We start from the raw sequence: 12,308 nt of genomic DNA on the forward strand, positions 1-12,308 counted from the left end.
GCCGTCGTCGCGGACCGCCCACTCGTGGGGTTCTGGAGTAGGTCGGACTTGGTGCGGAACGTGTAGTAGAGGGTCTGGCGAACGACAAACTCGTTGGCCTCCGGCACTCCTGACGGACCCCACTCGCGTCGATCACGAACATCGGAGCTTCGGTCACAGCAACTGCGAAATCGGCGGTCCGTTCGGTGCAACTCTTTGTCAGACCGCGCGGCCAGGCGTATCCTGAAGCACCGCAGGCCGCATCGAAGGGAGAAGTCATGCCGATTGAGCTGCTGGAACGTATCGCCGCATGGCGCACGCTCTGCGACGATGCGCAGGTCCGCGAGTTGCGGGGCAGGGTCGTCGATGAGGTTGTCGGCAACATGCGTATGGAAGGCCAGCCCGTCTCGGCTGCGTGGGAGAACCGCGCACGCATGAATGCCTGATTCATTCCGCTGTGCAAGGCTCAGACTCCACTCGCACGTTTGACACGATCCAGGGCACCGTCACCTACGACGAACTCAATGATCTGATCGCTGAGCCTTACCGTCGGACATTGGATGCTGTGCTGGACGGCGAGTTCGACAATGAAACGCTGTCGGTCGACCTGCTGCGGGAACTGCATCGCCGCTTCGTTGGGCCGGTCATGCCAGGCATCGCGGGCGTATGGCGTTCGGAGCAGGTTGCTGTCGGGTGCCATCAACCACCTCATCCGAGGGCGGTGGATCGCGAGATGCGGGCAGCGATGGACGACTTTGTCGCCCGCATCCCCTATCTCAACGACGACCCCGAACACCAGGTGGAGGCGCTCGCCCAGGCCGAGTGCTCGTTCCTCAACGTACATCCCTTCAGGGACTTCAACGGACGAGTGGTCCGTCTCTTCTGTTGGTTCGTGGCAGTTCGGCACTTCAGACTCCCGGTACGCCACACCTGGGTGGACGCCGGAACTCCAGAAGATATTGCTTACAGGACAGCACTCCGAGAGTTTGACGAACACCGTAACCCATTGCCAATGAAGGATTTTTGGATAGCCAACAGATTCTGACCCCGACTGCGGCGAGTGGCCTGCTTGGTCAGATCTCGGTGAGCTCGATGTCGCGGGTCTCGGGCGCGAGGATCAGCGCCACCAGGGTGATGGCCGCGGCGACAGCCAGGTAGACGCCGACGGCACCGACACCGTGGCTCGACGCCAGTGCGGTCGCGATGAACGGGGCGACGGCGGCGCCGAGGATGGACGCCATGTTGTATGAGATGCCCGAACCGGTGTACCGGATGTTCGTCGCGAACAGTTCCGGCAGCACGGCGCTCATCGGGCCGAAGGTGAGGCCCATCAACGTCATACCGACGATCAGGAACCAGAGCATGCGTGTCTGATCGGCGACGTCCGGGCCGATGAACAGGCTGAAGCTGATACCGAAGATGATGATCGCGACGGTGACGGCGATCAGCACCGGCTTGCGGCCCAGCCGATCGGCGAGCAGTCCCGACACCGGAATGCAGACGGCGAAGAACAGGACCGCGATCAACTGCATCTTGATGAACGTGGTGGGCGCGATCCCGAGGTTGGTCACCTGTTCGGCGGTCGATTTCTTGGTGCCGTACGAGCTGGCCCATGCCGTCATCAGATAGAAGAGGGTGTACGTCGCCAGCATGATGAAGGTGCCCAACACCATCGGTCGCCACGCGGTGCGCATCGCGGTGGCGAGCGGGGTCTTGGCCTTCTCGCCGGCGTCGACGACGGCTTGGAAGACGGGGGTTTCCGCCAGCCGCAGGCGCACGTAGAGACCGATGATCACCATGATGGCGCTCGCGAGGAACGGGATACGCCAACCCCACTGGTAGAAGGCGTGGTCGAGCGGCGATTCGTTCTTGTTGAAATCCATCCCGAGCATCAGTGCGAGGTAGACGCCGTTGGCCAGCAGGAAGCCGAACGGTGCACCCAGCTGCGGCCACATCGCGGCCCATCCGCGCTTGCCTTCCTCGGCGGTCTCGGTGGCCAGTAGTGCGGCACCAGACCACTCACCGCCCAGCCCCACGCCCTGACAGAAGCGCAACAGCGCCAACACGACCGGCGCGGCGTAGCCGATCGCCGCATATGTCGGGAGGCAGCCGATGAGGAACGTCGCGATCCCCATCGTCAGCAATGAACCGACGAGTGTCGCCTTACGGCCGATGCGGTCACCGAAGTGGCCGAACAGAATTGAGCCGACCGGGCGCGCGACGAAGGCCACGCCGAACACAGCGAACGACGCCAGCAGGCTGGCCGTCTGATTGCCGGACGGGAAGAACAGCTTCGGGAAGACGAATACCGCAGCCGTCGCATAGATGTAGAAGTCGAAGAACTCAATGGTGGTGCCCACCATTGAGGCGACTACGATCCGGCGACGCGGTACCTGCACAGTGGTGGTCACCAGCGAAGACTACTGCTCGCACAAGCGATACGACGCCGATTGCGAGACACCGATTGTGACCGGTTTGCGGTCACAATCGGCGGTAGCCGTCTATGAGTCGATTCATCGCCCGGGCTCGGCTCGCCGCGCCAGCCAGTCGGCGACGGTGTCGGCTGTCGCCGAGTCCCGTGGAACCGAGGAATGTCCGGCGAGGTGTTGGGCGTAGGTCACCGGTACTCCGCGTCGGCGGTAGGTATCGGCCAGCTCGACGGCAAACGGTAACGGTATCACCGCGTCGATGATTCCGGCATCGATGCGCACCGGAAGGTAGCTCGGAAAGTTCAGGTGTGCAACGTCATTGGCGTCGACGATGGTGGCCAGTCGCGCTTTGGCGCGGTCCCCTTTCGGCCCCAACACTTCTCGGGGGGCCAGCCCGCCGAAGGAGTCGGTTTCCGCGAGATCGCGGAAGCACTTCGTCTCGACCTGTGGCATCAATGCCAGGGCACGCGGGCTCAGTCCACCGCTGCGGATCAGGCGGGCGAAGTCGGTGTCGACTTGCGTGGCGCCGGAGACCAACAGTGCGGCCAACGCCACGAGGTCCCCGGTCACCGGCCGAGACGCCACCGGGACATCGCCGATCACCGACACCAGGTCCGCTATCCGCGTCGGTGGGGTGTAGGCCGCGACGGCCCGCAATTGCATATCACCCCAACGTTTCTCCGGTTCTGCCGCGGCGAACAATGCGGCCACCGCGCCTTCGGAGTGCCCGGCCACCACCACGTTCTGCCCGATCCGCGGATCGATCGCCCGCGCCGCTGTCGCCGCGTCGATCACCGACGTCGCCAGCGACCGTCCGATCAGATACGGATGCGGCCCGGCGCTGCCGATGCCCTCGTAGTCCGGCCGCACCACCGCGAACCCGGCGCGCAGCAATGCCGCCACGGTCAGATCACCGGAGGTCATGTCCGCATAGGCACTCATCCCGCGCCGCGCCCGCGACGGCGCACACTTGTCGGCGCTGCCCACCGTCATGTGGTTCCACACCGCCAGCGGCCAACCATCGTGCGGCACCGCAGTTTTCGGTAGAAGCAGCGATCCGGTCAGCGCGACGGGCGTGCCTGCGATGCTTGTCGACCGATAGTGCAGCAGCATCGCCGACGACGCACCGGGCAGCGCGACAACCGGATTCGTGATCGGTTCGACGGTGGCCGTCGATGTCACGCCGACCGGCCACGCCTTCGCCGCCCCGGGAACCTGGGCAAGTGTGGCCGAAACCAGCACGGCAGAAACAAGTATCGCCGAGGCGACGCGGGCAACTGTCACGATGGGATCAAACCGATTGCGGCGCCGGGGACGGTGTCGAGGTGGTTGATCGTGTCGACGAAGAATCGTGCGACGGGGACGAGTTGGCTCCGATCGACCTTGTCGAGGGTGTCGGCGTCGTCGTACATGTACAACGGTCCGGCGATCAGACTCACCACCGGGACCCCCGCGTTCAGCACGAAGGATGCGTCGGTCGGTATGCCGGTCTCCGTCAACTGGAACGGGGTCGCGTTGAGCAGCGTCGATGACCGGACGTTGTTGCGTGTCAACGCTCGTGCCAACGCGACTTTCGAGGTGAGATTGACGTTCTCGAACACGCCCTTGGGTTCGGCCCGATCGGTGGTGATCAGTTTGCCGTTCGTGGCGCGGCGCGCGTACTTTCCGACATGCTCGATCGTGGTGTTGGCCACGATGTTCCAGGGGGTGGCGCGGCGGGTGATGTAGCGATCGACGAATGCCTGATGCGCTTGATACCCGGTGAAGTGGGTGTCGAAGGTGACGAACATCAGCGACTTCTCGCGCGGACGGTAGCCGGGCTGCTTGGCCGCACGGCCGTAGTGCTCGGCCAGAGCGATCACCTCGGCCGTTCCGGTGGCGTCCTCAACAGCGCCGGTACCGACCGAGTCGTGATGCGACTGGACCATCACGGTGTCCTTCCTGTTCCCGCGAAGAAACCCGAAGACGGTGCGCCCCACCACGGCGCGCCGATGTACCGTGAGATCGATGCGGGAACGATTTCCGTGCCGCGCCAACAACTTCCGCATTCGTGCCCCGTCGGCTCGGGTGACCCACATTCCGGGGATCGTCATGGTCAGCTTGCGGTAGTACTCGTTGTGGTAGCGGTTGGAATCGAAGTAGTCCTTCAGGACACCGACGAATCCGACGGCTCCGGCCGCCTGCGCCTCACGCACAGTGCTCGAGAGCGAGGTGAGGAACGGGTTGGCGCTGAGCATCGTCCCCGGGTCGAACAGCGCGTTGTCGGGGTCGTGAATGTACTCCGCCAACGGCAGCAACCCCGCCGTGGGCAGATAGAACGACAGGTCGAACATGACGATCTTGCCGCGGACGTCGCGACCTCCGATCTTCCCGGTGCCGATGTCGACGACGGGCGCGGTGCGACCTTTCGGGCCGGTCGTGCGCACGCCGGCCTTGGCGTCGGCCGGGATGAACGAGTGCGCCACCGGGTACGCGTCAACCGGGGTGCCGCCCACATGCAGACCGAAATTCGACGGCCGCCAGTCATACGAGGTCACTTCTTCGACGTGGACCTCGGAGAGCCCCGCGTTGCGGAACCGGTCCATCACATAGTCCGCTGCCGCCTTGCCGCCGGGCGAACCCGTGGCACGGGGCGCGATACCGGTCAGGTCCTTGACCGTCGAAAAGATCGCCTGCTCCGACAACGCCGCACCCGGAGCCGCGGCAGCGTCTGGTACCGCCGGTGACGAGACCACCAGCAGGGTCGTCAACGCCGTCACTCCCACGGAAAGAAGGCCCCAGGGTCGTCGCATGTGCTGCACCTCATTCATCTACGTCGCGCTCGGCCAGTTATGCCTGCTTCGCCACCCTCAACGAGTGCACCGATGCAGCATACGAACGTTTCATCACAGTACTGGTCACGAAAATGGCCTACCGGATCAACCACACCGGCGCGGAAAGGGCCGCGCCGTGCGACCGACCCTCGGCCGGTTGTGCTGTGGCGGTCGCCGGCATCGCGGGCGCGACGTGTGTCAGAACGCCGCCATCGGCAATAGGTCATCCAACCGATTCGCAGCCGGCGTCGTCGACCTACGTTCGTACCAGGCCTGGTGATGACCAGGAAATCCCCTCTATCCCAGGAGAAGTCATGAGTACCAGTACACCCGCGCCCGCAGTGCCGGCGTCCAACCTGACGACGCTCATCGCCATCTATGAAGCGTTCGGCCGCGGCGATATCCCGAGTCTGCTCGGACTGCTGTCCGATGACGTGAGTTTCGAGGCATCCGAACCGCCGAGCACCGCGGCGGCAGCCGGCCATCCGCTCCTGTCCGTCCGTCAGGGCAAGGGTGAGGTCGCGGGGTTCTTCACCGAGGTCGGCCGCTGCGAACTGCATAGCTTCGACATTCTCCACATGTTCAGCGGCGATGGGCAGGCCGCCGTCCACGTCCGCATCGACCTCACCACCCCCGCCGGAATCCGCATTGTCGACGACGAGATGCACCGCTGGGAGTTCGACGACGCCGGCCGCGCGGTGTCGATGAAGCACTACGCGGACACCGCCAAGCACCTGGCCGCGTGGTTCCCCGAGCGCTGACTCGCGAACCACTCCGGTATCGAAACCGAAAGGTACACAACGGCATCAACTGCACCACGACATACCCCCGGCGCCACTGATCACCCCCGGAATGCTCCCAAGGACACACCATGAATAGCCAACCCATTCCCGGCCCCGGTTCCTGGAAACTCGACAACGCGCACTTTCCGCGTCCGGTGTCACCTATAGCCCGCGATATCTATACGACGGCCTTCCCGGAGGGATTCGCCGCCGGCGCGAAACGCTATGGGCTGCCGGTCACGACGCTCGCCTACCGCGAATCCGGCGGGTGGATGTACAACCAGCCGCACCCGCTCGGCGCGCCACTGGGTGCCGCCACACCACCCGAGCCGGTCCTGTGGCTGATATCCCGTCTGCACCCGGAGTATCGACGCCGCAGGTCCACGGGTCGTCGAACGTCGGAGATTCTCGCGCAGGATGTCGACGAGTGGGAGAACGTGCACCGCCCAGCCCGCATCGCGGCGCACCTCGCGCTGCTGCGCGACGACCCCGGCACGCTCGATGACGCGGCGCTGACCGCGCACGTCAACCGGTGCGTGGCGACCTTTCGGGACAGCGTCACGCTCCACTCCCGCCTCACGGTGGCCGCCAATATCGGGATGGGCCGATTCGCCGAGCGCGTCAGCGAGGTGACCGGCACCGACGTCAAAGAGGTTGTGGGCGCGGTGCACGGCAGTTCACCGGTCTCGGTGGCCGATGAGCCGACACTGCGTGTTCTGGTCGATGCGCTCCGTTCCGAGCCTGACGCACTGCGGTCGGTGACCGCTACCGAGGCCGACCCGGCAACGGCACTGAACGAGCTGGCAGGTGCCGACGGCCCGCTCGGCGAGGCGGCTCGCCTCTGGCTGGGCACCGCGGGTGAGCGCACCCTCGACACCTTCGACGTACTGGCGCCGCGGGCAATCGAGGTACCGGCATTCTTGCTGGCCACCCTTCGCTCCGCAGCCGAGGGCGGGGTCGCTCAGGCCGATCCCCAACCGGTCCTGGCCGAGCTCAGGATGCAATTCGGCCGCAGCACGGCTGCCACGAGCGAGTTCGACGCACTCCTCGCCGACGCCCGTCGCAGCCTGGCGCTGCGCGACGCGCGGGTTCTCTACAACGACTACTGGTCAGCCGGCCTGACACGTCGAGCACTGCTGGCCGTCGGGGAACGCCTGGTCGCCCGGCACCGACTGGCGCGCCCCGAGTACGCCCTGCTGGCCGAAGTCACCGAGATCGACGACGCCCTGATAACCGCCTCCCCCCCCGCCTCCGTGGCCGCGCGGTGGCCCCGTCTCCAGCAGCCGGCGCCGCCCGCCAAGACGCTCGGCGCCCCCGAACCTCCTCCGCCGCCGTTGCGTGCGTTCGGCGAACCGCACCGCACCAACCTGCGACTCACCCTGCTGTGTATCAGCCTCAATTTCGACGAGCATGAGGCTGTGGTCAGCGCGGGTGTGCGGGGGCATGGCGCCTCGCGCGGGGTCGTAGAGGGGACCGCGCGGGTCATCACCTCATCCGACGACTTCGCCCGGGTTCAACCCGGCGACATCCTTGTCGCGCCGACCACATCACCGACATGGAATATATTGTTGCCCCTGGTATCCGGACTCGTCGCCGATCATGGCGGGCCACTGTGCCATACCGCTGTGGTAGCGCGTGAGTGCGGTATCCCCGCGGTCGTCGGAACCGGCAATGCCACCACGCGCATACCCGACGGCGCAGCGATCCGGGTCAATGGGACCACTGGCGAAGTTCTGGTGGTGCGCGGATCCGCGGTCGGCGCTGCCGGTGAAAAACTACCCTGTTAGATGCCGCCGGCGACATCGCCGCCGCCGAAACGAAGGAGGAGCCCATCATGGGCGTCCGTATCGCAGAGGTGATGGCGGCGTTGTCGCTGACCACGGACCTGGCCACCGGACTGCCGTTCGAGAAGGGGCTGCGCGTCTGCATAGTTGCCGATGAACTCGTGAAACGGCTCCCGGACCGCGTCACCGACGACGGCCGGCTCCGGGCAACCACCTACCAGGCCACACTCCTGCGCTCCATCGGCTGCACATCACGAGCGCCAGAGAACGCCGCGGAGTTCGTCGATGATGTCGCCTTCCAGTGTGCGGTGAAGCACCTCGACCTCGACGCCGACCACCTCGCCGAGCAACTGACGGGCTTCGGCGACTGGCAGGGTTCCCCGGAGTCCCAGCAGTCACTGGCCGACCGTTTCGTCGACCTCGTCACCACCGACGGACCCCACGCCGCCCGGTACAGCTGTGAAGTGAGCCGGGCTCTGGCGCCGCCGATGGGTGCATGCGCGGACGCGGTGGCGGCCCTCGACGACGTCTACGAGCGCTGGGACGGCCATGGTATCCCGGATGGCCGCAGTGCACATCGGCTCAGCTTTGCGGGCCGGATCATGCACGTCGCCGAACAGGCGGTTCTCGCGCATGTCGCCGGCGGGACTGACCATGCCATCACCGAGGTACGACGCCGCGGTGGTGGTCACCTCGACCCGGACGTCGCCAGAATCTTTGTCGACGACGCGCCGTCGATCCTCGCGTCGACCGCCGAGACCGACCTGCTTGCCGCGGTTCTCGAACGTGAACCGGCGCCACAGTCAACCGTGGATGGCGCCGGATTCACGAGTCTCTGCGGGGTCCTGGGTATGGTCGCCGACCTCAAGAGCGTGTATCTGACCGGACACAGTTCACGCGTGGCTCGCGTCGCGGCGGCCGCGGCCAGGCGGGTCGGCCTCACAGATGTCCAGATCGGCGATCTCGAGGCCGCGGGCCACCTGCACGGTCTCGGATGTGTCGTGGTGCCCAGTTCGCTTCTGGACCGGCCGCAACCGAGTGGACAGCTAGGCACCGCTGATCGGGAACGGCTGCGTCTGCAAAGCTATTGGACCAGCCGGATCCTCGAACGGTGCCCGTCGCTGCGAACATTGGAGCCGTTGACCCGGCCCGCCGGTGCCCTGCACGCGGCCTTCGCCGAGGCCGGTTGGGGTACCTGGCGCGGGTCCACAGACGCCTCCGGCCCCTTTGCCGCGCGAATTCTGGAGGCCGCCGAGGTGTGGTGCACCCTCACTGAGGACCGCCCCGGACGCCCGGCTCTGCCCCCGGCCGCCGCGAGGTCCCACCTGTGCGCGGCCGTCGATGACGGGCGGCTCGAATCCGACGCGGTGTGGGCGGTGCTGTCCGCCGTCGACGTGGCGCCCGTCTCGCAAGCTGCCCCCAACGGTCTCACGGCCCGTGAGCTGGAAGTCCTACGACATGCGGCGAAGGGCATGTCGAACAGGGAAATCGCTGTGGCACTGGTCATTTCGGAGCGGACCGTTGGACATCATCTCGCCCATGTCTTCGACAAGACCGGCTACCGGACGCGCGCGGGCGTGGCCGTCTGGGCGGTGCAACGCGGGCTCATCCCGGCCGAACCGGGCGATCTGGAGCGTGCGCTCAGTTGAGGGTCGCCGGTCTGGTCGGACATTCATGTCGGCAAAGCTATCCGGGGAAGACCTGCCCCGGTCAGGTCAGTGCTTGGTGATCTTGTAGATGTGGTCGCCACCCAGGGGAGGCAGCGGCATCTTCGCCATGCCGGACGGCAGCTCCGTGATCGACGACGCCTTGTCGATAACCAGGAAGGTGTTCTTCTTCCAGCCCAGCAGCTGGTTCGGCAGCAGGCCGGTCGTCATCAGCTGGGTCACGCCGAGTGTCTTCTGGTTGATCACGGAGATGAAGCCGAGGAAGTAGTTGGCGGCGTACAGCTTGCCCTGGAAGACGAGCATCGAGTTGGTGCCCGGGCCGGTGGTCACGTCGCCGACGTGCTTACCTGTGCGCAGGTTGTACACCGACAGTCCGTTGTACAGGTTGTTGACGTACAGGCGGTTGGTCGTGGTGTCGGCGGCGACGCTGCCGTGACCTTCCCGGATCGTCTGGCGGGTGTTCCACTTGACCTTCGCCCGGACCTTGTCACCGCTGCGGGTGAGCCGGAACTGGGTGAGGTCGGTGTAGTACGAGGTGGTGGTGACGGTGGCACCGTCGGGACCCTGGTCGGTGACGATCGTGCCGGCGCCGAGCTGCTTGCCGCCGGACGGGTACCTGACCTCGCCGAGCCGCTTATAGGTGTCCATGTCGAAGAACACCAGGCCCGGGGTGACCGAGATGATGGCGACGCGGAGGTCTTCGGCGAAGACGATGGAGTGTGAATGCGGCAGGTTGCGCAAGTTGGCCAGGCGCCGCCCGGTGTTCTTGTCCCACACGTTGGCTTCGCCGCCGTTGGCCGCGGCGGCTGTGGTCCACACAGTGTGGCCCGTCTTCGGGACACCGATCTCGTACTGGGCGGCGATGGTGCCGTGGCCGTCGGTGTCGGCCTTCTGGGTCACGTTGATCCGCTGCTTGACCGACATCGTGTTCGGGTTGAGCCGGTAGATGGTCGACTTGGTGGGGCCGTTCATCGGCGACACGCTGGTCAGCCACAGATCACCGGTCTGCGCGTCGATAGCACCGCGGTAGTTGCCTGAATTGAAGTTGTAGCCGTGAATGCTGTAGCCGGCCGGCTGCGGAACAGCGGGAGCCGGGCTCGCGGGGGCGGCGTCGGCGGCCGGCGCGGTGGCCAGACCGAGCGTGAAAACGGCGGTGACGGCGAGCGCGGCGCCACGAACAATCGAGAAACGGGATCGCATGGACCTTAGGCTAACCTACGGATGCCCCGATACCTGGTCAGTTCCGTGCAACCTCCACCACACCGGACCCGCGCAGTGTGCGAGTGCTACGGCGTGCGCTGCGGACCGTCAGGGTCGCCGGGCCTGCGGACCGCCTATGAGAGCGTCGAGACCGGATACTTCCGGATGTTCGGATCGACAGTGAGCAGTGTGGCGCCGTCAACCATCGCCTGGGCGACGAGCATCCGGTCGAACGGATCCCGGTGTATCCACGGAAGCTCAGCGAGGGCACGCGCGTGGTCGACGCCGAACGGCTCTACTTCGAGCCCGAGGTTACCGACGGTGTCGAAGAATCGCGGACCGACATCGAGTTTGCCGGTCGACACCTTGATGGCGATCTCTGTCAGGGAAACCACCGAGATCATCTTCCGGATACTTGTGTCGGCGAGTACGTCAACCATGCTTTGTGGCAGCCTCTCCGGAGCCGATCGCATCCATAACAAGATGTGTGTGTCGAGCAATGTCCTCACGGCCGCCGAGAGTCCTGACCGCTGCCGTACCAGAGCGCGTCGTCCTCGTCGCTCCACTCATCGAAGTCATCGGGAACGGTGAACTGACCAGCCAGATCACCGAGTCTTGCGGGCGGAAAGGCCACCGGATCGATGGGTCCGAGGCGCGCCACGGGCTTTCCGTTCCGCGCGATGACCACGGTCTCACCTGCTTCGGCAGCAGCGACCAGCTTCGAGAACGAGGCCTTGGCCTCGAAGATGTTCACGGTGGTCATGGCGCCACATTACCCCACTCTGGCCAGGTCTGGCCAGGGCTAGTCCTTGGTCCGAGGTCACTCCGTGGAGCGTCGGCCATGCTGCTCCGGCGTGTAGGCGAGGAGTTTGCGGTACGGGATCGACATCTCGTCGATGCGGAGGACGACCGTCACCGTCTCGCTGTCGACGGTCAGGTCCACGACCCGGACGCCGTCGGTCACAGCAGTGGCGATGGGGATGGACGAGATCGCGGTCAGCCCGCCCCGCCGCAGCCACCGTCCCCACCCGGCCGCGAGCGGGCGCAGTTCGATGCGCCCGCCTTCCGAGACCAGCCGGGCGTCGACCCATCCGTTCCGCGTCCGCGTGCCGTTGTAGCGCACGCGAAGCCGCTGTTCACCGAGCGGTTCGATCTCGACCTTGTCGGCGTAGTGCTTCAGCAACGCGGTGGCTTGGGGCCAGTCTGCCACCACGACCACCTCCAGCGGCGCGGCCACGAGGATCGGGTGGACGGACGGCCGGGTGTGCACATTGCGTGCGCTGACGGTGAGGCGCTGGGCGTGCAGACCGTCGAACATCGGCTCGACGGCGGTGAGTGAGAGGCCGTTGACCTGCCCCATCGCGGCGCCGAAGCGGTCGAACCGGGCGTCGATGTCGTCGATCGTGAACGCGACCGGCTTATCGCCGAGGGTCGTCTCGATCCGCTTGCCGGCGACCTGCGCCTTCAGCGTGTCGAAGAGTCGCTCGATCGATCCGGTACCGAGCCGTGCGGTGGTGTCGATTCCCGGCAGTGCGAGGGGCAGGTGTGGTGCGGCGTCGGCGCCGTGCATCGCCGAACCGAGTTCGAGCAACCAGCCCGCAGGACTCAGATACCAGGGTTGCTCGACCACGTCTCTCCACATCCTCGACGGCAA

12 protein-coding genes are annotated in these 12,308 nt (G+C 65.9%); 5 read left to right on the plus strand and 7 right to left on the minus strand.

Translation table 11 applies throughout. From position 1 onward, the window contains the following. Positions 1-257: 257 nt before the first annotated feature. Together Q0627_RS13410 and Q0627_RS13415 are read left to right on the plus strand one after the other, a co-directional pair. Positions 258-425: a hypothetical protein gene (locus tag Q0627_RS13410; RefSeq protein ID WP_298810607.1), complete on the plus strand. Its 168-nt coding sequence runs from the start codon at positions 258-260 to the stop codon at positions 423-425. Further along, complete coding sequence (locus tag Q0627_RS13415) at positions 395-1,024, plus strand: Fic family protein (RefSeq protein ID WP_298810610.1); 630 nt, start codon at positions 395-397, stop codon at positions 1,022-1,024. Before Q0627_RS13410 ends, Q0627_RS13415 begins: the two co-directional genes overlap by 31 nt. A 28-nt stretch (positions 1,025-1,052) precedes the next feature. On the opposite strand, the gene Q0627_RS13420 is transcribed toward Q0627_RS13415, so the two are convergent. The 3 genes from Q0627_RS13420 to Q0627_RS13430 all read right to left on the minus strand — a co-directional run bounded on the left by Q0627_RS13420 (position 1,053) and on the right by Q0627_RS13430 (position 5,200). Then, a complete protein-coding gene (locus tag Q0627_RS13420) occupies positions 1,053-2,342 on the minus strand; it encodes an MFS transporter (protein ID WP_298810776.1) in 1,290 nt (429 codons plus the stop codon). Positions 2,343-2,492: 150 nt separating this feature from the next. Further along, entirely contained in the window at positions 2,493-3,692 is a 1,200-nt protein-coding gene (locus Q0627_RS13425; RefSeq protein ID WP_298810612.1) for a lipase family protein, read from the minus strand. Next, positions 3,689-5,200 (minus strand): M28 family peptidase, encoded by a 1,512-nt coding sequence (locus Q0627_RS13430; RefSeq protein ID WP_291019722.1) that lies wholly within the window; start codon positions 5,198-5,200, stop codon positions 3,689-3,691. The genes Q0627_RS13425 and Q0627_RS13430 overlap by 4 nt, the downstream gene beginning before the upstream one ends. A 335-nt stretch (positions 5,201-5,535) precedes the next feature. Between Q0627_RS13430 and Q0627_RS13435 the strand changes: the two genes are divergently transcribed. The 3 genes from Q0627_RS13435 to Q0627_RS13445 all read left to right on the plus strand — a co-directional run bounded on the left by Q0627_RS13435 (position 5,536) and on the right by Q0627_RS13445 (position 9,436). After that, a complete protein-coding gene (locus tag Q0627_RS13435) occupies positions 5,536-5,982 on the plus strand; it encodes a nuclear transport factor 2 family protein (protein ID WP_291019724.1) in 447 nt (148 codons plus the stop codon). 110 nt (positions 5,983-6,092) lie between these two features. Then, positions 6,093-7,790, plus strand: coding sequence for a PEP-utilizing enzyme (locus Q0627_RS13440; protein ID WP_298810619.1), 1,698 nt, complete (start codon positions 6,093-6,095; stop codon positions 7,788-7,790). Between the two features lie 47 nt (positions 7,791-7,837). Beyond that, positions 7,838-9,436, plus strand: a complete 1,599-nt coding sequence (locus Q0627_RS13445) for an HD domain-containing phosphohydrolase (protein WP_298810623.1) — start codon at positions 7,838-7,840, stop codon at positions 9,434-9,436. Between the two features lie 66 nt (positions 9,437-9,502). Here the strand turns inward: Q0627_RS13445 and Q0627_RS13450 are convergent, their stop codons facing one another. The 4 genes from Q0627_RS13450 to Q0627_RS13465 all read right to left on the minus strand — a co-directional run bounded on the left by Q0627_RS13450 (position 9,503) and on the right by Q0627_RS13465 (position 12,284). Then, on the minus strand, positions 9,503-10,654 hold the full coding sequence (locus Q0627_RS13450) for a YncE family protein (RefSeq protein ID WP_291018090.1): 1,152 nt from the start codon (positions 10,652-10,654) through the stop codon (positions 9,503-9,505). A gap of 134 nt (positions 10,655-10,788) precedes the next feature. Then, positions 10,789-11,220 carry a type II toxin-antitoxin system VapC family toxin gene (locus Q0627_RS13455; RefSeq protein ID WP_333716758.1) on the minus strand — a complete coding sequence of 144 codons (432 nt, stop codon included), beginning with the start codon at positions 11,218-11,220 and terminating at the stop codon, positions 10,789-10,791. Beyond that, complete coding sequence (locus Q0627_RS13460) at positions 11,160-11,417, minus strand: type II toxin-antitoxin system Phd/YefM family antitoxin (RefSeq protein ID WP_291018084.1); 258 nt, start codon at positions 11,415-11,417, stop codon at positions 11,160-11,162. Before Q0627_RS13460 ends, Q0627_RS13455 begins: the two co-directional genes overlap by 61 nt. 57 nt (positions 11,418-11,474) lie before the next feature. Continuing rightward, positions 11,475-12,284 (minus strand): hypothetical protein, encoded by an 810-nt coding sequence (locus tag Q0627_RS13465; RefSeq protein ID WP_298810629.1) that lies wholly within the window; start codon positions 12,282-12,284, stop codon positions 11,475-11,477. Positions 12,285-12,308 lie beyond the last annotated feature (24 nt).

The sequence above is a fragment of the uncultured Gordonia sp. genome (genome assembly GCF_937858515.1).
Lineage (GTDB): Bacteria > Actinomycetota > Actinomycetes > Mycobacteriales > Mycobacteriaceae > Gordonia.